Genomic DNA, 21164 nt, shown 5'->3' on the forward strand with positions numbered 1-21164 from the left:
AAGGTTAGTAGTAGAGCTGGAAAGCCACAGTAGAAGAATATGAAAGATACAGCAGTACAAAGTAATACGGATTATTAACGGATTGGTGATCAGGGTAATCATCCAAGAGAGACGCACCAGCAAAAGAGAAGCATCAGGTGCAAGGCCGAGGATAGGAGGAGCTAACATGGAAGACCGTACAATTATTCGATTTGACCGGGTTACCAAAAGCTATGATCATGACCCGCCCGTGCTAGCGGATGTCAGCTTTACCATCGAGCGTGGAAAATTCTATACACTGTTGGGGCCATCTGGCTGTGGGAAGACGACTATTTTACGTATGATTGCAGGATTCGCAGAGCCGACAGAAGGCTCCATCTATTTGAACGGTAAGCTAGTCAACAAGGTGCCTGCTAATGAGCGCCAGGTCAATACGGTGTTTCAGGACTATGCCTTGTTTCCGCATTTGAACGTATTTGAGAACGTGGCCTTCGGACTGCGTATTCGCAAGCTGGGCAAGAAAGAGATTGAAGAGAAGGTAAAGCAGGCACTCAGCTTCGTGAATCTGGACGGCTACGAGCAGCGGAGTATTGACGAGATGTCTGGTGGGCAGCGCCAGCGTGTAGCTATAGCCCGAGCTATTGTGAATGAGCCGGATGTGCTGCTGCTGGACGAGCCCCTGTCGGCTCTGGACCTGAAGCTGCGCACGGAAATGCAGTATATTTTGCGGGAGATGCAGCAGCGTCTGGGCATCACCTTCATCTTCGTTACACACGACCAGGAGGAAGCCTTGGCCATGTCCGATGAGATTTTCGTCATGAACCGGGGGAAGATCGAGCAGAGCGGTACGCCTAATGACATCTATGATGAGCCGATTAACCGCTTCGTGGCGGATTTCGTCGGGGAGTCCAACATTGTGCCAGCTCGCATGATTGCGGATTATCAGGTCGAATTCAATGGCCGTCAGTTCGAGTGTGTGGATGGTGGCTTGCGCCCGAATGAGGCGGTGGAGATTGTCATTCGCCCGGAGGACCTGGTTATTACAGGTGTGAACGAAGGAAAGCTGAGGGTAAAGGTCGATACCCAATTGTTCCGGGGCGTTCATTATGAGATCAGCTGCTATGATGATTCCGGACAGGAATGGCTGGTGCACTCCACCAAGCGCGCGGACCCGGGCAGTGAGATTGGACTGTACTTCGATCCTGAAGCCATTCATGTTATGAGATTCGGGGAAACGGAAGAGGAATTTGACCGTCGTCTGGAGGCCTACGAAGAGGTGCAGCATGTCCAGTAATACACGCACAGTCTACTTGCTGCCCTACTACCTCTGGATTGTGGTATTCGTGATCGCGCCAGTGCTGCTGGTGCTCTATTATTCCTTTTTTGATGTGAATGGGGAATTTACGCTACAGAACTACGCGAATTTCCTAACGCCTGTCTATTTGCAAATGACATTGAGCTCATTTTGGTACGCTCTGCTGGTGACCGTATTTTCACTATTGATTGCCTATCCTGCGGCCTATCTGTTGACCCGTACCAAGCATAAGCAGTTGTGGCTATTGCTCATTATTTTGCCGACCTGGATCAATCTGCTGTTGAAGACCTACGCCTTCATTGGCATCTTCGGCACCTACGGACCGATCAACGCTTTGTTCGAGGTGGCTGGACTGGGTCAGCAGCAGATTCTGTTCACGAGCTTCAGCTTCGTCTTCGTCTCCGTCTATATCTTCATCCCGTTCATGATTCTACCGATCTATAATGCCTTGGAGGGACTGAAGCCTTCCTTGCTGGATGCGGCTCGTGATCTGGGTGCTTCGCAGTGGACGACCTTCCGTCGGGTGATCTTCCCGCTCACGCTGGCCGGTGTTCGCTCGGGATGTATGGCGGTCTTCATACCTGCATTGTCACTATTTATGATTACGAGACTGATCGCCGGCAACCGGGTGATTACGTTGGGTACGGCAATTGAGCAGCATTTCCTTGTCACACAGGACTGGGGCATGGGCTCTACGGTCGCAGTCTTCCTGATCGTAGCGATGATTGTACTCATGCTGCTGTTTGGCAGCGGACGGGAGGTGCGAGGTGGGCGGTAAATTCAAGCTTGCTAACATCTATCTCTTCCTGACCTTTGTCGTGCTGTATGCACCCATTCTGTATCTGATGTATTACTCCTTTAATAGCGGAGGAACGATGCACGGCTTCGAGGGCTTCACGCTGGAATGGTATGGCGAAGTGTTTCAGGATACGAGGTTGATGATTATCGTCATTAATACCCTTGTGATTGCGTTGCTCTCGGCAGCCATTGCTACGATTATCGGCATTATGGGGGCACTGGCAATCGACCGGATGCAGCGGAGACGGGTGAAAAATGCGTTGTTGTCACTGAACAATGTCCTGATTGTAAGCCCTGATGTCATTATCGGCGCTTCCTTCCTGATTCTGTTCACGATGATCGGCATCAAGCTGGGCTTTGTCTCCGTGCTGCTGTCACACATCGCATTCAGTATTCCGATTACGGTGCTCATGATTCTGCCACGCTTGCAGGAAATGAGTCCGACACTGATTGATGCGGCCCGCGATCTGGGTGCTACACGTCGTGACGTGCTTACGAAGGTAATCTTGCCTTTTATCAAGCCTGGGATCTTTACGGGCTTCTTCATGGCCCTCACCTACTCGCTGGATGATTTTGCAGTGACTTTCTTCGTCACGGGTAGCGGCTACTCCACCTTGTCTGTCGAGATCTACTCGCGGGCGCGGCAGGGCGTAGCCTTGTCCATTAACGCTTTGTCTACGCTGATCTTCCTGTTCACGGTCTTGTTGGTTGTCGGCTACTACTTCATTACTCGCAGAACCCAGCAAGCAAGAGATAAAGCTAGACGCGAGCAGGAGCCTGCGGCGGAAATGGGGGTTCCTAGATGAAGTCACTTGTACGTGTATTCGTAGCTGTATTTGCAGCATCCTTTATTCTTATGGGCGTAGCTGCGTGGCTGAACTCGAATCAGGGCTACACAAGCGGCAACACTCTTACGATCTACAACTGGGGTGACTATATCGACCCCGAACTGCTGGATCGCTTTCAGGAGGAGACAGGTATTACGGTCATCTATCAGACGTTCGACTCCAATGAAGCGATGCTGACGAAGATTGAGCAGGGAGGGACTTCCTTTGATGTGGCGATCCCCTCGGAATATGCGATCTCCAAGATGAAGGAAGAGAACCTGCTCATCCCTCTGGATCATAGCCAGCTTCCTAACCTGAAGCATATTGATCCGCGGTTTCTGGACCTGTCCTTTGATCTTGGCAACCAATACTCCATACCATACTTCTGGGGCACCGTTGGTATTGTCTTCAATCCTGAGCTGACGGAGGGCATCGAGTTCAATAGCTGGGATGATCTGTGGGACCCACGACTACGCAATAACATCCTACTGGCAGACGGCGCCCGTGAAGTCATGGGAATGGGACTGAACAGTCTGAATTACTCGCTGAATGATACGGAAGAGGCGCATTTGCAGGAGGCGTTGACCAAGCTGAAGCAGCTTGCTCCCAACGTCAAGGCTGTCGTAGGGGATGAGATCAAGATGCTGCTGGCTAATGAAGAGGCGGCTGTCGGTCTTGTCTGGTCAGGGGATGCCTCTGAGATCATGGATCAGAATGAGAAGCTGGACTATGTGGTGCCAGAGGAGGGTTCGAATCTCTGGTTCGACAACATGGTCATCCCAAAGACGGCCACCCATGTGGAGGCAGCACATCAGTTCATCAACTTCATGCTTGATCCCGAGGTAGCGGCTCAGAATGCGGAATACGTAGGTTATTCAACGCCGAATGTGGATGCATTGGCGCTACTGCCGGAGGATATTTCCGGGGATACACGCTTCTATCCGGAGCCGGAGCTGACTTCAGAGCTGGAGGTCTATGCGAATCTGGGCAAGAGCATGCTGGCGCATTACAACGAGCTATTCCTGCAATTCAAGATGAGCTTGAAGTAGCTAGTATCGCGGACCCATCAAGTGTGAGTGTTGAGGACACTTAGAAGGTGTGTAGCAGCATATGCAGGCTTGAAGGTATTCGGAAGAATTTCTCGGATTCAGACATTAAAGGACTCTGCACCACTGAAAGTGGAGGCAGAGTCCTTTTAAGAGTGTTCGGAGGAGTATCAGGTAATGCTCCAAAGAATAGAATAGGGCAATCAATCTTTCGATTATTATTTTATTGCAATGCTTTATTGATTGGTGGGGTGTAAAAAATGAAATTGTGTGTGATTCTCATTTTTGGACTTATTCTAGCTTCATGTGGAATAGTTAATAATGATCTATTGATTAGTGGGGAGCTAGCAAATCATAACTACTCAAAGGAATCCAATGATACAGAATTTAAGAAAGAGGACAAGAATGCAAGCGGAAATATCTTAAATCTCAAAAAGGAAAAGTATACGTATAACAATATAGAGAGTTTTTATCCTGTGCTTGTTAATTTAGAAGATTCAGAAAAACAGAGTAGAATAAATACACTATTAAAAAATGACGTTTTGAAAGCCCTGAATAGTTATGTTAATGACAATCCAGACATAGATATTAAACTGGATTATATTACACAGCTCAGTGGGAAAGATCTGTTGAGTATTCAGTATCTAGGCACTGGTTATACTAAATCGGGTGTTTACCCTGTTAATATTTCTTTTACAACTAATATTGATTTGAACAGCGAGAAGCGGATTATAATCACAGATTTAGTTAAATTAAATGATAATTTTGTTGAGATTCTAAGAAAATCAAAATATATATCATATGATCCGGAATTAAATGTTGAATCGCAAGCTAGGGATTATATTAATAGTTTTTCTGACTCTGAGTTACTTTATTACTTGGATCATTCTGACACTTTCGGTGAGCAGAACGAGTTAGGGATATACACATATATCACGAATGATTCATTGGGCGTTTCCTTTGGAGTTCCCCATGCAATCGGTGACCATGCTGAGTTCGAGATTAATTTTAATGAAATAAAAGCTGATGCTTTTGTCAAAAAAGAGTGGATAGAAAAATTATCTCAATAAGTATATAAGTTTTATTCGACCGCCACTGCAGAAGCAAAGACTCTTAATATCATTTTAGTACAAGAATTCTTTGAATAAGATTCAAAACGCAAAGGAGAAAGTAATGTTCATTGAAGAGATAAAATTATGGCTTGAGGAAAAACAAGCAGAGCAGAGGGCTTACGAAAATTTTTGGGTAAACACAGAAAGCTATAGAAAGGAAGAGCCAGAAGAATTTCTGGAATACTTCCCTGATTATTCGCCTGAGTTCTTGGAAGTGAAAATCCAATCTGTTTCCATTAAATATTCAAATTACCCGGATTTCAACTATAATCATGTAGTTGTCGATATTCCGATAAGGTACCGTGGCGAAAATATAGGACTACATAGAGTTTTGTTTAGTTTTGATGGGGAAATAGCTGATGACTTTTATTTTTTTGACTAAGAAGCAAGCGGGCTATAAATAAGGGAGGGTACATGAAAGGTAAATTATATAAGTATTTTGCATTATTTGATTTTGCTGATGATGGAATAAACGTCACTTTTCCAGATTTACCAGGATGTATAACATGCGGGCATACAAAAGATGAAGCGAGTGAAATGGCGAAAGAAGCACTTATGCTCTATTTAGAGGATATGATTGAAGAAAACATCCCACAAGCAACCCAAGTAAATTACTCAATTCTAAAACCTTCAAAACAAATGTTTTTTATAGAAGTCCAGTTGTAAGAACTACAAATAACCTTGAAAGGAACTGCTCCTTTCAAGGCTTCTTTTAGGTGGATGCAGCGCACCTCTTATGATTCACTATATTCAACATCGAATAAGAGAAAGCAAGAAGTGACACAAGACCACTTCTTTAAGCTGCTTTTCTATGGATATACAGTTCCAACCTTTATACAATTCTACAATCGCTGCAGAAAGCTCTCCAGTCGATCCAGACCTTGCTCCAGCACGGATTGTGCACAGGCGTAGGAAAGCCGAATATAGCCTTCTCCGTAGACAGAGAACGCACTTCCAGGAACGACGGCCACCTGCTGCTCCTCCAGCAAGCGAAGAGCGAAGTCCATGGATTCCATGTTCAGGTGTCGAATGGATGGGAATAGATAGAAGGCTCCTTCAGGCTTCGAGAGCGGCAGTCCCATCGCAGTTAAGCGTGCATGCACGTAGTCGCGTCTGCTCCGATATTCCTCTTTCATCGGAAGGGCGTCGTCCACTCCGGATGTTAGCGCGGCAATCGCTGCATATTGGCTGATCGAGCTGGCACAGGTCACATTGTATTGATGGACCTTCAGCATATGCTGCGTAATCGCAGCTGGAGCCAGCGTGAAGCCTATGCGCCACCCAGTCATGGAATGGGATTTGGACAGCCCGTTGATGACGATGGTGCGCTCACGCATACCTTCGATCGTAGCAATGGAGGCGTGTGGCATATCATATACGAGCTCACTGTAGATTTCATCAGAAATAATGAACAGGTCATGTCCCGACAGGAGACGGGCAATGTCCTGCAGTTCCTCCTGCGTCATGACACGTCCGGTCGGGTTAGAAGGATAGCCTAGCACGACGGCTTTGGTACGCTCACTCAGATGAGGCTGAATCAGCTCTGCAGTGAGCTTGAATTCACTGTCCCGTGTATCCACCAGAACCGGAATGCCACCGCTTAGTCGAATTAAAGGCTCATATCCGGGATAAATCGGACCTGGCAGGATGACTTCATCACCTGGTGTCAAAATCGTACGTAGCGTAATGTCCAGTGCCTGGCTGGCGCCGTTCGTAATGATGACCTCATCGTTAGGATTATAATGCTGGCCGTATCGTGCTCCTACAAAAGCTGCCGCTGCCTCTCTCAGCTCAGGCAGTCCGGCATTGGGGGTGTAGACGGTCTTGCCGGCATTCATCGCCTGCTGAGCAGCCTCTACGATATGCGAAGGCGTGGGGAAGTCCGGCTGTCCAATCGTCAGGGATATGACCCCTGGAATGCTGGCAGCCTTATTGGCGATTTTACGAATTCCACTAATTTGAATATCCTTGACGCTGCTGTTCAGTAAGTGTTCCATCCGTCTGACCTTCCTATTCTACAATAGTCTCGCTATTCAAATGCAAGCTGTGATCCCGACACGGGATGCTAATTGGTTACAGTGTACCATAGCACCGTACTGAATGGTCATGAAATATTGATCAGGCTGGTACCTTGACCGAATTGGATTTCAGAATTGAATGGTCTGGAGAGATCCGTGGTTAGCGGAAAGCGGGGAAGCCCTAGAGAAACGACAGTGGCCGCCTTTAAGCTTGCTGTTCATCCACTTTTACGTCTCGTTCGGAAAGAACAGCAAGCTTAACAGCGGTCGACAGGGCTCCCCGCTTGCAGCGGCTCTACACTCATATTTGATCTGGTCAAGGTATTAGGAAAGTGGTGAACATTAGTGAATAACATATCTTTACCAAAGTGCCTTATTTCATGGCGGGACTGACTGAGACCCACTTCAAGACCGCTGCTCGGAATATACTAACATATACACTTCTTTTATATGCCTTCATTACATGACACATATACACTTTTTACGTGTGAATACTTCGTTGCTTGAATTGCCCCGAGGCTCCATACGGGTTCGCTTAGCTGGGCATCATCGTCAATTGGTATACTCGTCCATTAGAGTCTTGCAAGGGATAGGAAGACATTAAGTTGGGGAGACTGTGCACAGATCTATTATGACGGAGTCACCTGCTGGAACACCATAATGAAAATCCAGGGATGGAACACTAACCTTGTTATACCCTGTAAAACCCAACATCTTCATATTCCGACTGGCATAACCTGTAACTCGGTCGTATAATGGGTACTGGCCCCGAGTATTGTTGATTTGGCTCGAATGGCCAGGTTCGGAAGTAATCCACAGCGGAGGAATGAAGGACAATGAGGCTTGAACATGATTTTTTGGGTACAAAAGAAGTTCCGCCTGATGCCTACTACGGCATTCAGACGATGCGGGCAGCAGAGAATTTCCCGATTACAGGACAGCGTCTGCATCCTGAGCTGATTAAAGCTATGGCTATGGTCAAAAAAGCAGCGGCAACAGTCAACACGGAGTTGACTCGTCTGCATCATACCAAGGCAGAAGCGATTATTAAGGCTGCTGAGGAGATTCTCGCTGGGCAATGGCATGATCATTTCATTGTAGATCCAATTCAGGGCGGCGCTGGCACGTCCATTAACATGAATACGAACGAGGTTATCGCGAACCGAGGGCTGGAGCTGATGGGCTTCACCAAGGGCGATTACCAGCAACTGAGTCCTAATAACCATGTCAACATGGCGCAATCTACGAATGACTCCTTCCCGACGGCAGTGCATCTGGCTGTCCTGACTATGGTGGATAAGCTATTGGGGACGATGAGCGAGCTGCGCAATGCATTCGAGAAGAAGGCGGAGGAGTTCGACGGTGTCATCAAAATGGGTCGTACACATCTGCAGGATGCTGTGCCGATTCGATTGGGACAGGAATTCCAGGCGTATGCACGCGTGTTGGGGCGTGATATCAAGCGTCTAGCGGCTACCAGAGAGCATCTCCTGAGCATTAATATGGGAGCGACTGCCGTTGGTACCGGACTGAATGCGGATCGGCGTTATATTCAGCGTGTGGCCGAGGTGCTTGCTGATCTGTCTGGCTATCCGCTGCATGCAGATGATCATCTTGTAGATGCTACTCAGAACACGGATGCCTATACCGAGGTATCAGCCGCATTGAAGATCTGCATGATGAATATGTCCAAGGTCGCCAATGATATTCGCTTGATGGCTTCAGGGCCGCGGGCGGGCTTTGGAGAATTGATCCTGCCAGCTCGTCAGCCTGGCTCCTCGATTATGCCGGGCAAAGTCAACCCGGTCATGTGTGAGGTAATTAATCAGATTGCGTTCCAGGTTATCGGCAACGATAATACAATTTGTCTGGCTTCGGAGGCAGGTCAGCTAGAGCTGAATGTCATGGAGCCGGTACTCGTCTACAATCTGCTGCAATCCCTGGAGATTATGAATCAGGGCTTCATGGTCTTCCGGGTACATTGTATTGAAGGCATCCAGGCGAATGTGGAGCGTTGCAAATCTTATGTCGATAACAGTGTAGGCATCATTACTGCACTGAATCCACATCTGGGGTATGAGGTCGTCTCGCGTATTGCTCGTGAAGCGATTCAGACAGGCAAATCTGTACGGGAGCTCTGCCTTCTGTATAATGTTTTGACTGAAGAAGAGCTAGATCTTATTCTGGACCCTTATCAGATGACGCAGCCAGGTATTGCTGGTGAGGCACTGCTGGAGCGGGAATAAGCTCATTCTGAACGTTCCCTGTGTAAATGGTAGCTTTACGCTTCCTTTACCTGGGAACGTTTTTCATTGTAGCTGATGGATTCATATGTTTTTTATCCTCGTATGATTATCTAACTTCAGCAGAAAGGAACGAAAGATGGACATATTGTATACGCCTGTAGGCTTGACTGCCCTTATTGGGCTACTCATCCTGGCAGGCTTGCTGATCCGGTGGGTCATACATAGGAGAGCACGTGTACTACGAGAGCTGAACCCGCGCAAAATCACCATGAAGGATATTGATCGTATGGAGGATGGCTCGGAATTCGAAGCCTATCTTCATCGTTTACTGACAGAGCTTGGGTATGATGAGGTATACAAGACAACTGGCAGCCGCGACTTCGGAGCAGATCTCGTATTCACAGATCGCCACGGGCTAAGAAATGTAGTGCAGGCCAAGCGGTATGGCAAGCAGAGTCCGGTAGGTCTGGGTGCTGTCCAGGAAATTTTCACTTCTATTAACTATTATCATGCACAGCGTTCCATTGTGATCACCACTGGACGATACACGGATTCCTGCAAGACTTTGGCTGGTGTGAATAGAGTAACTCTGCTCCATCGTGAGGATCTGGAGGACATGATCTTATTGTTCAAGCAGCGTCGCTATGACGAAGCTATGGATATTCTGGAACGTGAGCCAGAGGTCGGTGCGGGTGGCTGGAATGAAAGCAAGCTACGCAGAAAGAGTAGCAAGCAGGGGTAGACGTACTTTTTCAGCAAAGATTTATTTAGCATTCATTTTTATTTAAGCTTCCTCGCCTATAGTAATTATTAATAACCCCCTAATTGATATACACTTGGCCCTGCTGAACTTCAGCAGGGTATTTTTTTTGGATAGGCGCCAGTGTATTTCTCTTCTTGGCGACTGCGAGCTGCTGTCTGTAGCTTACTCTTATAGAACGAATATTAAGGAATTGAATACTCTGCAGCTAGACGGAGCGTAGCCTTTTTAGCGGGCTCGGCGTTTTTATGAGGGACACAGCCGGGTATATATGATAATCTAAGAGATACTATATATACATCGTGGCTAGCTGAGCTGCAGTAGATAGGGGGACATCATGACTGTATACGACCAGCATAACAGGCCATTGCAAGATTTGCGTATTTCGGTCACAGACCGGTGTAACTTTCGCTGCCGTTATTGCATGCCTGAGGAAATATTTAATAAGGATTATGAATTCCTTCCTACCAAGGATATTTTGTCTGCTGCGGAGATTGAGCGAATCTCACGCCTATTCATAGACTTGGGAGTACGTAAGCTTCGGATTACCGGAGGAGAGCCGTTATTACGCAAGGATCTGACAGAGATCCTTCGGCGTCTGGCTGCCCTGGATGCTGAGGATATTTCATTGACCACCAACGGCAGTCTGCTGCGCAATAAGGCAAGTGAGCTGAGAGAGGCTGGTCTGCAACGGATTACGGTCAGTCTGGATGCGCTGGATGATGAGACCTTCCTGAATATGAATGGCCGTCGAAGCCGCATAACGCCTGTACTGGAGGGAATTGCTGCTGCAGCTGCCGCCGGACTTGAGGTTAAGGTCAACATGGTTGTGCAGAAGGGTGTGAATGAGCACGCTGTACTGCCCATGGTTGAATATTTTCGAAATGAGGGCCACATCCTCAGAATGGTTGAGTATATGGATGTAGGGAATACGAACGGCTGGAATCGGGAGCATGTTGTTAGCAAGCAGGAGCTGCTGGATCGGATCGGAAGTCAATGGCCGCTGGAGCCTATTGCGCCGAATTATCCTGGAGAGGTAGCCTCTCGTTACAGATTCGTGGATGGGCGTGGAGAGATTGGACTGATCTCCTCCGTAACGGATGCTTTCTGCTCCACGTGCACCCGCGCCCGTCTGTCTGCGAGTGGGATGCTGTATACGTGCCTGTTTGCCGTTAAAGGACATGATCTGCGCAAGCTACTGCGATCAGAGGCTGATGATGCCATGCTAAGGGAGCAGGTTCACGCCATCTGGAGTGGACGTACAGATCAGTACTCGCTTGAACGGGAGCTGGGCCGCACGTCTCACGGCAAAGTGGAGATGTCTCATATTGGTGGTTAGCAGGTGTGCCACCTTCCTTCGGGGTCGGAAAGACTCTGGGGGAAGGTGGTTTTTTTGTTGATTTATAACATTCTAAATTGTATTGGCCGTATCCAATGTAAGTGTAGATCCGCTCCAAGCGGGGAGCTCTGTCGACTGCTGTTAAGCTTGCTGTTCTTTCATTCATACTAGTATATTACTTTATGGCTATGAAGCTTCATTCGTCAGGCTTCGGACTGTGAGCCTACCTCCTGCCATGCAAAGCTATGAGCCAGCACGTCTATATATGAATCATGTGCGCTCAGCACCCAATGTCTGATCTTGGGGGAGGTGAAGCCGTAGACAGCTCGTAATGGTGAATTGATCACTTCATAGAAGCCTGGATTGGGACACATTCCCGTATAGTTCCACTCCTCCCGCAATGAGCGCTCCCCACGAGTATATGGCTCGAAATAACTGTAGTCATATCGCTCCCATTCCCGAAGCTTGCTATACACGCTGAAGAGGAGCACTGGGGCAAAGGTAATCTCGACAAGGGCGCTTCCGGCATTATTATATTCTTCATCAGGTATGTCCCCATGATATTGAAGCGACAGCTCCGAAATGATCTTCTCAAAGTGCTTGCTACTATACCCGCACATCATCTGTACACGGACTTCTTGCCGATCATCTCCTCTATAGGTGGCAAAGTCGTAGGATGGGCTAATCATCCAGGGCACCTGCATCGGTGTGACAGCCATACGACGCATATCCATGTTCGTTCCCCCGTCTCTCGGGTTTGCTACGGGTTGACTCCATAGCGTTAATGACAACTGCATAACGTATGCAAACGACAGCTTATTCGCGGTATTGCTCGTTGTATTGTAAGCCGAAAAGGATAAAGTTGTAAACGACTAGCATTTAAAGGAGCTTCTATGAGAAAATTTGTCTGAAATCAGAACTAAATAAAGAAAAATAAAAATAAAAACGAATTTATGTGTGTTGTTTTATTGACTGAACAAAAATATAGCAGTAGGATGAAAGTGAAAAAGGTATTGTTTATCTGTATTTATTTTTACTTTTTAAAATATAAGATTTAAGGAGTGGATCAAGATGGGGCAAGTAAGCTATAAGGAAGTGAATGCTGCCGACGTACCGTTCATTCAGGAAATGGCCGGTATCGCATATGATATGTGGAGTCTGGGCTGGGACGAGCGGAACGGCGGTAATATCAGCTGGCTGCTGGATGAGGAGACGGTAAGCAGCTACTTAGACATCCATCATGTAATTCGGACAATTGAGCCTGCTTTTCCAGTAGCTGAATTGGCGGGTAAGTATTTTGTGGTGACAGGCTCGGGTAAATATTTCAAGAACATGCTGGCTGCACCTGAAATGAACTTGGGGGTACTACGCGTCTCGTCCGATGGACAGAAGCTGGAGATTCTGTGGGGCTTCGGCAACGGTAGTGTGCCGACGAGTGAGCTTGCTTCGCACTTCATGAGTCACATTGAGCGACTCAAGGTTGATCCTACACACAGAGTCGTGATTCATACGCATGCGACCAATGTCATTGCGATGACATTCATTCATGATCTGGACGAATGTCTGCTGACCAGAACGCTGTGGGAGATGTGTACTGAATGTGTGGTGGTATTCCCGGACGGAATCGGCGTCATTCCTTGGATGGTTCCCGGTTCGAGTGAGATCGGGCGTGCTACGGCAGGCAAGATGAAGGACCATCGTGTAGTCTTGTGGCCACAGCACGGAATCTTCGGCACAGGAAGCTCGATTGATGAAGCCTTTGGACTGATTGAGACTGTAGAGAAAGCAGCTCAGATCTATATGCTGATCGCCCATCACGAGATCAAGCAGAGAATCACGAAGCAGGAGCTTCTGGATCTGGCAAAAGCATTTGGCGTGACGCCACGCGCAGGAGTTCTGGACTAATCGTCTGCAGGTTCCAAACAATACCTAATCAACCTCGTTCGAAAGAACAGCAAGCTTAACAGTGATCGACAGGGCTCCCCGCTTGCAGCGGCTCTATGCACACATTTTAATTCGGTCCATGTATTAGTCCTTCAGCTTTAGCGCGGCAATTCCCAGATACTCCTTGAAGGCAGTCCCTATCACGGATGAAGCGCCGGGTGATGGCGAGAACTTGCCTGCATACCAGTGCTGCGGCTGACTTGCGAGATAGTCTGTCGGGAAGGGCGTCACCTCAATGCCTGCCCGCTCGAATTGCAGAACAGCCCGTGGCAAATGAAAAGCTGAAGTGATTAGTATGGGCCGCTGAAAGCCTTCCTCCTGAAGCAAGAAGGCTGAATAGCTAGCATTCTGTTCTGTGTTCAGCGAGCGGTTCTCTGTGTAAATGTTCTGCGGAGGAACTCCTAGGCCGAGCAGCTGTCTGCGGGCAATGTCTGCTTCATTCCCACTGTCCGGGAATACTTGACCGCCAGAGAACAGGATCGGCAGGCCTGTCTGTTCATATAGCCTGGCTGCGGTTAGCAGTCGATTCGCTGCTGATCCCAGCATATTCCCTTCCCCGTCAAGATCGGGAGTACCTTGCGTGGCACCACCACCAAGTACGACAATAATATCACCATGAGTCTCCTGTGGCTGAGCATATTGCCGCTCCAGGGTACCAACGAGCAGATCACCAGTCAACGGAATCATGGAAGCATACAGCAACACGGTAACGCCGAGTAGCGTAATAGCTGCTCGGCGTTGTTTTTTCCATATCCAGATGCTGATGCCTAGTAATAAGATCACGAACAATCCCGGGGGAAGTACGAAGCTATACAACCATTTGATTAGATAAATCATACATTCACACCGCCCTTTACGAGCTACTCATGCTCATAGAATCTGGCATTTTGGGCATGCTGCAGCATTCAAGCTAAAGTCAGCAGACACGAAGAGAGCTGGTAGGCTCTAGCAAATCAGGCTCGTCTGAACCTATATTTGTGATGCGTACACATGCAAAATGCCATTTTGCCTACATTGTAGCATGTTTACTCGTAGGAGAGCTTCCTTTATCCTCATGCTCCAATCGAATCCGCTCAAAGTTGGCAATGAACAGACCTGTAAAATACGGGTCCCACTGCGTACCTTTTCCTTCCAGCATAATGCTCAGAGCCTTCTCTTCCGTCATTCCTTGACGGTAGGTACGATTCGAGGTCATTGCATCGTAAGCATCTGCGATGGCGATAATGCGGCCCATTACAGGAATGCTGTTCCCCGCCAGACGGTCGGGGTAACCGTTCCCGTCGTAGCGCTCATGATGAGAGCGTACTCCCGGCAAAATCTCAACCATCGCATCAGCTGGCTCGATCTGCAGCAGGATTTTCTCACCTAGCACGGTATGCTGCTTGATAATCTCGAACTCTTCATCGGTAAGCTTGCCCTCCTTGAGCAGCACGGTATCGCGAATCCCGATCTTGCCGATGTCATGGAGCAGCGCAGCTTTGCGAAGGGTATCCAATTCCTGGTCTGTCAAGCCAGCCAGCTTGCCGATCTCATGGGAATAATGTGCCACACGCTTGGAATGCCCTGCCGTATAGGGGTCTCTGGCATCCAGCACAGTAGCAAGGGTAGTAAAATAGCTCTGAATGAGCAGCTTGGTCATATCCTCCCGATTCTTCAAGGCTCTGACCATGTGGTTGAAGCCGGCTACCAGCTGGGAGAATTCATCCGAATAAATATCGGGGGTTAGATGATCCAGCTTCCCCTGCTGAACGATTCTCATGGAGGCTGTGATGTTGCGAATCGGATGCTGTATGTCCCTGGACAGTACCCATGCACCGAAGGATGAGAAGATCGCTCCTGCTACGAGGAAGATAGTCGTCCATTCCCAATAGCTCATAAAGTTATATTGATCCAGATAGTCCTGACGGATATAGCCTGCAATACTGAACAGAAATAATGGAAAGGTGCCGATCAGAAAGGCACTATACAGAAATTTTTTGCGGACCGAAATCAGAACCGAGCCTTCTAGAGACAAATCCTTACCATAGAGGTTGTAAGCCATGCTGCGAATGTGGTTGACCACTGGAATGATCGCATGAGACGTCAGGAAGAATTCAATAAATGCATGCATACCTGCTACGACGGGAGCACAGACAATGGCAAGCACCAGATAGCTGTAGGGAACATGAATCCACTTCATATAGATGGACAGATACGTCAACAATATTCCAGGAATCATCAGCCCCATCATATGTGGCAGTACAATGCGCTTGATCGCCAGCAACGGAAGGCGATGGGTCTGAATGTAAGCTTTCCGTAGCTCCTCATAGGACGGAATAGAGCCTTCACGATAAATTCTGTGAATCGGATACAGATGTCGAAAAAATACAGCAAGCTCCACTGTAATCATTATTACTAAGGACAGCATCAGAACGGTCATTAAGAATAGTGCTTCCTTTACAGGCATTTTTATAGCTACAAATATAAAAAACAAGCCCGTGAACATCACGGCGATGAATGATCCAACAATATAATTCAGAACTGTTTTTCGTATAAATTGGGAGTAAATGTCCAAGTCATCGCCTTCTTTAGTCTATATGAAATGATGTTGCCAGTCATAATTAATATCGGCTAAATGGCCGGGTTTGTGAGCGTTTGGTCAGGATTCAGACACATTTATCGACGTTCTGGCAGATGCTTCGCTGTTAAGTGACGCGCCAGTGGGTTAAGTAACTATTTGTATATGAGATGAGCGAGCAGGAGGGGAGGATCTGTTAAAAAGCACACTGATATTTCAATTTTAATGTCTTACAATGCAGGATGAGAGATACTGTGTGTGTAAGTTAGTATATGATGCATTTTTCGTATGCTGCATTGCGATGTCTATGCCTTTGTACAGGCAAGTATTCTTTAATAAAATATGCAGTATGCTTATGCAATTGCAATACATGCTCAAGGCTGGAAGGATGAGATACACCATGCTTCGTTTGAAGTTAAAATTCATGTTCAAGAATAAGCAGACCCGGCTAATCCTGCTTCTGACGCTGACTGTCTCGCTGCTCATTACGCTGATTGGTCTCTTCTCGTATAACAACTATAGAAAAGGTATGGATACAGAGCTGAACACCCCTAATGTGGAGCTGCTTCAAATTAATCTGGATGTCACAAATCGTGCCTTCCGGGAATCGGATAGCAAAGCTGTAGACCTGGCGTTCCAGCCAGCCGTCATTTCATATGTTCAGGCGATGTCTGGTGGAATGCCTCCTTCATCCGAGCAGGAGCTTTCCTTATTGAAAGCACTATCAAACGAAGAGGACATACATTCGGCGTATATTATCTCCCTTCAGGAAGAGGCTCTGCTCTCCAGCGAAGAGGGCTATATATCACGCTGGACCGATGCGGCCGATCAAAGCTGGATTCCGTGGATCCAAGAAATTAACAGCAAGCCCCTGCTGATCGAGCGAAGATGGACTGGTGAGGCGCAGACGCCAGGGCAGGTGGAGCTGCTGTCGCTAGTGAGACCGATCGTAGATCAAGGCCGCATCATTGGTGCAGTCATGGTGAATATGGACTATGATCGTTTTTTCTCCAAAATGTACACGCATCTCCCCAGCCATCAATATGTGTTCAATTTGGATCATGAGCTGATCTACCCAAAGCTGAATACAAGTGTGCCTTTGGAAGACATGCAGCATGTCATTCGTGAGCTTGACGTGAACCCGTTCACCTATGTAGAGGTAGATGGGCTAGCCTACATGGCGAATCAGACCTTCTCGGATGTGACAGGATGGCGTCTGGTATCTTTGGTGCCGATGGATCAGATGTTGAAAAGTGTGAATCTGGCCCGGAACATGATGCTCTTCTTATCGTTGCTCTCGATTGTGGTCGGGTGTTCAGCGATTTATTACTATAATTATGCGGCCCTTCGACCGGTCAGAAGAATCCAGCAACTCTTGAATCCGGGGGAGCGTGGGGGTCGGCAAGTGAATCTCTATGAACTGGAGCCAATCATTGGTAAATGGGTGGGCGAATATCAGATGAAGTCACTTGTGGCTGAACGCAGCCTGCCTGAGCTCCGCTCCAAATATGTGCAGGACATCCTGAACAAGAGCATTGGCTTACAGGAGGTTCGCACAAAATGGCAGCACTACTTCCAGGATTGGGAGGAAGGACCACTCTCTGTCTTGGTGTTGTCGATTGACCGTTATTGGCAGTGGACCAATGAGTACAGGGAAGAGGATCAGATGCTGCTCAAGTACGCCTTGCATAATATTATTTTGGAAATGCTAATGTCCTCCTGGAGAGCAGTCAGCATTGCCGCGGAGAAGGATCATTATGTCATTGTGGTTCAGCCAAGAGAGGCAGAACATGCGCCTTCGTTACTGGAGGATGCGCAGCGCATGATTGTGACGGTTCAGGAGTACCTGCATGTGACCATCTCAATTGGAGTAGGCAGTCCGGTAGCGGATGTGTATCAAATTAACCAGTCTTATGAGGAAGCCAGAGAGGCACTCTCCTATCGACTGTATGAGGGCTATGGAACGATTATGGAATATGCGACCCTTCCCTATCCGACAGGCGAATACCCACGCAGCATTCTGGATGATTCCTGGCGAATCGGTATGAATACCAGCTTGAAATCTGGTGATATGGAGGCCTGTGTGAGCTGGATTCAGCAGTGGGCTGAGTATATTCGAAAAAACGGAATTCAACCGTCCGTTGTCTATATCTCAGCTGACATGCTGGTTCAGGATCTACTGAAGCTCACCGAGCTGCAGCGCATTGAGCTGCCGTCCGAGCTTGCACACTACAGCACGAATCAGGTAGGGACCATGACCCTTTCGGAGATTGAGATTATGTTATCACAAGCAGCTGTGTATTTATCTGGTCATATGACCGCTCATAGTGAATCCAGAGAGTACAAGCTTGTGCAGGAAATGATCCAATATATGAAGGACAATCTGCATCTGAATATCGGTCTGCAAAATATTGCTGATGCTGTGCGCATGAGCATCTCATCCGTCAGTAGTATCTTCAAGGAGGAGACGGGAAGCACCGTCTATGATTATCTGACGAACCTTCGGATTGAAAAAGCCTGCGAGTTGCTGCAGGATTCTAGCCTGAAGATTGCAGACATTGCCGGGCTGGTCGGATACCAGAATGAGAACAGCTTCATTCGCACCTTCCGCAAGCAGAAATCAGTTACACCAGGCAAGTACAGAGAGACCTTCAAATCCTCCAGCGGATATGCAGATCCTCCAAATGCCGATAACGCCGGGGTTTTTGACGATCAGGAATAAGATTATACGATAGATTGCACACCGTCTCTTACGGTACACTTCAGGTGAGATAAGCGCTTCGCCTGACGAATGTCGACTGCAGGATTCAGAGCCCATAGGGAATGATATCCTCATGAAGCAGACCATGAAGAGACGGAGGTGACCCTACAGAAAAGAGGGGATGGCAGTGAAAGGGCATGGATGGCGAAAGTATATAGTAATTGCAGGAGCAGGTATCGTTTTGCTAATGATCGTTATAATGATGCTACCCAGCAGCAAATTTTCTTCGGATGCTGTGCAACGTGACGCGGCTTCCTTTCCCAACAAACCTATCACATTGGTCGTGCCTTATGCTGCCGGTGGTGGGACTGACATCACGGCCAGAGCACTGGCTGAGGCTGCCGAGAAGTATCTGGATCAGCCGATTATCGTGGTGAACCGGACAGGGGGAGGCGGAGCGATCGGGCTTATGGAGGGAGCGAATGCCCGACCAGATGGCTATACGGTAACGTATCTGGTGGCTGAGCTGACGACGCTGCCCCATATGGGATTGCTGCCCATTACCTATGAGAAATTCGAGCCGATTGCCCAGACGAATTTTGATCCTTCTGCCATCACGGTTCGTGCAGATGCGCCATGGACGACAGCTGCGGCGTTTCTGGAGTATGCAAAAACACATCCCGGAGAAGTGAAGATGGGAAACGCCGGGACGGGTAGTATCTGGCACCTAGCGGCTGCCACGTTGGAGAAAGAAAGCGGCGTTACGTTTACACACATCCCTTATGAAGGGGCCGGTCCAGCAGTATCGGCTTTGGCTAGCGGCTTCGTGGATGCGGTTCCAGTTAGCCCTGCCGAAGTGAAATCACTAGTTGAACAAGGGCAGCTTCGTACGTTGGCTGTGAACACGGCCGAACGCTCGGAAGCGCTTCCTAAGGTGCCGACTCTTTATGAGGCTACTGGCGTAAGATTTGAATTCATTGGAACACTCAGGGGGCTGGCCGTTCCGAAGGGGACGCCACAGGAAATTACGGATCGTCTGGAGCAAGCATTCATGCAGGCGACCGAGGACCCGATCTTTCGGGAACGAATGCGACAAAATGGCTTGGGATTAATGGTTAGAGATAGCGAGAGCTTCGGTAGTCAGCTGAAGGAATATCATGATTTGTTCGCACGACTGATCCCGGAGCTTGGCCTAAGTCGAAAATGATACCGCTTTAACTAAAGCTTGGCTTCATCTTATAGGAACAAACGGGATGGAGCATACAGAAAGGATAGATCAATGTATGAACATTAAGAAGAAAATTGACAAGATTCCTGGCGGCATGATGCTGGTGCCGCTGTTCATCGGGGCCATAATCCATACCTTCTGGCCAACGTCGGGTGCCTATTTCGGTTCCTTTACGAATGGACTCATGACAGGTACCGTGCCTATTCTGGCCGTATGGTTCTTCTGTATGGGCGCCTCCATTGATGTAAGGGCTACGGGTACAGTGCTGCGCAAATCGGGTACGCTTGTTTTAACCAAGATCGCGGTGGCATGGGTGGTGGCTATCATTGCTGCCCAGTTCCTGCCAGTAGGCGGAATTCAGACCGGATTCTTCGCCGGACTATCCGTACTGGCCTTGATTGCGGCTATGGATATGACGAATGGTGGGCTGTATGCCTCCATCATGAATCAATATGGCTCCAAAGAAGAAGCAGGCGCGTTCGTGCTGATGTCATTGGAATCCGGACCGCTCGTAACGATGCTGATTCTGGGAAGTACAGGTATGGCGGTATTCGAACCACATGCGTTTGTAGGGGCAGTATTACCTTTCCTCGTGGGCTTCCTGCTGGGGAATGTGGATCATGATTTTAGAACCTTCTTCGGAAAAGCTACACAGACCTTGATTCCGTTCTTCGGATTTGCGCTGGGAAGCTCGATTGACCTTAGTGTCATCCTTCAGACAGGTATCCTTGGTATTCTGCTTGGTATAGCTGTTATCATTGTAACAGGCATTCCACTGATGCTCGCAGATCGTTTCATTGGTGGCGGGAATGGTACTGCAGGACTTGCAGCCTCCAGTACAGCAGGAGCAGCCGTAGCCAATCCAATGATTGTCGCGACGATGAAGCCAGAATTCATGCCGGCGGCACAATCTGCGACAGCACTCGTAGCAGCATCGGTCATCGTGACCTCCATTCTGGTGCCAATCCTGACGGCCTACTGGGCGAAATACAAGAATAATCAGAATGGCAGTATGAATAGTGGTGCCACTAAAGGAAATGCAGGGGGCCAGACCTCCATTGATGCAGAGGCTCCTGCCAAAGCTTAGATGAAGCGTTCTCATTCTTACTCGTATGTTTTCACTATACCAATAAGCAAGTTGTGAGGATTGCTCAAGCAGCAGGTTTTCTTGAAACAGGCAGGTTGTTATAAGATTAATTCTTATAACAACCTGTTTTTAATACTTAGATATTTGTCTCTGATCAGCTTGTCATAACAATTGCGGGCTAATTCGCATATTTGTCCATTCGCTGCA

The 21164-nt window shown here is 48.0% G+C and carries 18 protein-coding genes; 14 read left to right on the top strand and 4 right to left on the bottom strand.

Annotated features, from left to right (window positions below):
• Positions 1 to 166 precede the first annotated feature (166 nt).
• The 7 genes from K331_RS0117565 to K331_RS0117595 all read left to right on the top strand — a co-directional run bounded on the left by K331_RS0117565 (position 167) and on the right by K331_RS0117595 (position 5743).
• Entirely contained in the window at positions 167 to 1273 is a 1107-nt protein-coding gene (locus K331_RS0117565) for an ABC transporter ATP-binding protein (protein WP_018884810.1), read from the top strand.
• On the top strand, positions 1263 to 2072 hold the full coding sequence (locus tag K331_RS0117570; protein ID WP_028591325.1) for an ABC transporter permease: 810 nt from the start codon (positions 1263 to 1265) through the stop codon (positions 2070 to 2072). Before K331_RS0117565 ends, K331_RS0117570 begins: the two co-directional genes overlap by 11 nt.
• Positions 2062 to 2898, top strand: a complete 837-nt coding sequence (locus K331_RS0117575) for an ABC transporter permease (RefSeq protein WP_018884808.1) — start codon at positions 2062 to 2064, stop codon at positions 2896 to 2898. Before K331_RS0117570 ends, K331_RS0117575 begins: the two co-directional genes overlap by 11 nt.
• Positions 2895 to 3968 carry an ABC transporter substrate-binding protein gene (locus tag K331_RS0117580; RefSeq protein WP_028591326.1) on the top strand — a complete coding sequence of 358 codons (1074 nt, stop codon included), beginning with the start codon at positions 2895 to 2897 and terminating at the stop codon, positions 3966 to 3968. The genes K331_RS0117575 and K331_RS0117580 overlap by 4 nt, the downstream gene beginning before the upstream one ends.
• Positions 3969 to 4225: 257 nt before the next feature.
• Positions 4226 to 5035, top strand: a complete 810-nt coding sequence (locus tag K331_RS0117585) for a hypothetical protein (protein WP_028591327.1) — start codon at positions 4226 to 4228, stop codon at positions 5033 to 5035.
• 103 nt (positions 5036 to 5138) lie between these two features.
• Positions 5139 to 5459 carry a hypothetical protein gene (locus K331_RS0117590; RefSeq protein WP_028591328.1) on the top strand — a complete coding sequence of 107 codons (321 nt, stop codon included), beginning with the start codon at positions 5139 to 5141 and terminating at the stop codon, positions 5457 to 5459.
• 32 nt (positions 5460 to 5491) lie between these two features.
• Positions 5492 to 5743 carry a type II toxin-antitoxin system HicB family antitoxin gene (locus K331_RS0117595; protein ID WP_028591329.1) on the top strand — a complete coding sequence of 84 codons (252 nt, stop codon included), beginning with the start codon at positions 5492 to 5494 and terminating at the stop codon, positions 5741 to 5743.
• Between the two features lie 176 nt (positions 5744 to 5919).
• Here the strand turns inward: K331_RS0117595 and K331_RS0117600 are convergent, their stop codons facing one another.
• Positions 5920 to 7074: an aminotransferase A gene (locus tag K331_RS0117600; RefSeq protein ID WP_028591330.1), complete on the bottom strand. Its 1155-nt coding sequence runs from the start codon at positions 7072 to 7074 to the stop codon at positions 5920 to 5922.
• An 857-nt stretch (positions 7075 to 7931) separates the two neighbouring features.
• Between K331_RS0117600 and aspA the strand changes: the two genes are divergently transcribed.
• The 3 genes from aspA to moaA all read left to right on the top strand — a co-directional run bounded on the left by aspA (position 7932) and on the right by moaA (position 11440).
• Complete coding sequence (gene aspA, locus K331_RS0117605; protein ID WP_028591331.1) at positions 7932 to 9341, top strand: aspartate ammonia-lyase; 1410 nt, start codon at positions 7932 to 7934, stop codon at positions 9339 to 9341.
• Between the two features lie 136 nt (positions 9342 to 9477).
• Positions 9478 to 10083, top strand: a complete 606-nt coding sequence (locus tag K331_RS0117610; protein WP_036635197.1) for a restriction endonuclease — start codon at positions 9478 to 9480, stop codon at positions 10081 to 10083.
• Between the two features lie 355 nt (positions 10084 to 10438).
• Positions 10439 to 11440 (top strand): GTP 3',8-cyclase MoaA, encoded by a 1002-nt coding sequence (moaA, locus tag K331_RS0117615; protein WP_036635199.1) that lies wholly within the window; start codon positions 10439 to 10441, stop codon positions 11438 to 11440.
• A gap of 203 nt (positions 11441 to 11643) precedes the next feature.
• Here moaA and K331_RS0117620 read toward each other — a convergent pair whose 3' ends face one another.
• Positions 11644 to 12174 carry a hypothetical protein gene (locus K331_RS0117620; protein WP_028591334.1) on the bottom strand — a complete coding sequence of 177 codons (531 nt, stop codon included), beginning with the start codon at positions 12172 to 12174 and terminating at the stop codon, positions 11644 to 11646.
• Between the two features lie 337 nt (positions 12175 to 12511).
• Between K331_RS0117620 and rhaD the strand changes: the two genes are divergently transcribed.
• A complete protein-coding gene (gene rhaD / locus K331_RS0117625; protein WP_028591335.1) occupies positions 12512 to 13345 on the top strand; it encodes a rhamnulose-1-phosphate aldolase in 834 nt (277 codons plus the stop codon).
• 123 nt (positions 13346 to 13468) lie between these two features.
• On the opposite strand, the gene K331_RS0117630 is transcribed toward rhaD, so the two are convergent.
• Together K331_RS0117630 and K331_RS0117635 are read right to left on the bottom strand one after the other, a co-directional pair.
• On the bottom strand, positions 13469 to 14221 hold the full coding sequence (locus K331_RS0117630) for a YdcF family protein (protein ID WP_028591336.1): 753 nt from the start codon (positions 14219 to 14221) through the stop codon (positions 13469 to 13471).
• Positions 14222 to 14393: 172 nt separating this feature from the next.
• Positions 14394 to 15938, bottom strand: coding sequence for an HD domain-containing phosphohydrolase (locus K331_RS0117635; RefSeq protein WP_028591337.1), 1545 nt, complete (start codon positions 15936 to 15938; stop codon positions 14394 to 14396).
• A gap of 403 nt (positions 15939 to 16341) precedes the next feature.
• Here K331_RS0117635 and K331_RS0117640 point away from each other — a divergent pair, with 403 nt between their 5' ends.
• From K331_RS0117640 to kdgT, 3 genes are all read left to right on the top strand, one after another.
• Positions 16342 to 18663 carry a helix-turn-helix domain-containing protein gene (locus tag K331_RS0117640; RefSeq protein ID WP_028591338.1) on the top strand — a complete coding sequence of 774 codons (2322 nt, stop codon included), beginning with the start codon at positions 16342 to 16344 and terminating at the stop codon, positions 18661 to 18663.
• Positions 18664 to 18901: 238 nt separating this feature from the next.
• Positions 18902 to 19849, top strand: coding sequence for a tripartite tricarboxylate transporter substrate binding protein (locus tag K331_RS0117645; protein WP_404821505.1), 948 nt, complete (start codon positions 18902 to 18904; stop codon positions 19847 to 19849).
• A gap of 76 nt (positions 19850 to 19925) precedes the next feature.
• On the top strand, positions 19926 to 20957 hold the full coding sequence (gene kdgT, locus K331_RS29850) for a 2-keto-3-deoxygluconate transporter (protein WP_036635202.1): 1032 nt from the start codon (positions 19926 to 19928) through the stop codon (positions 20955 to 20957).
• Positions 20958 to 21164 lie beyond the last annotated feature (207 nt).

This window comes from Paenibacillus massiliensis subsp. panacisoli DSM 21345 (genome assembly GCF_000426545.1).
Classification (GTDB): Bacteria; Bacillota; Bacilli; order Paenibacillales; family Paenibacillaceae; genus Paenibacillus; species Paenibacillus panacisoli.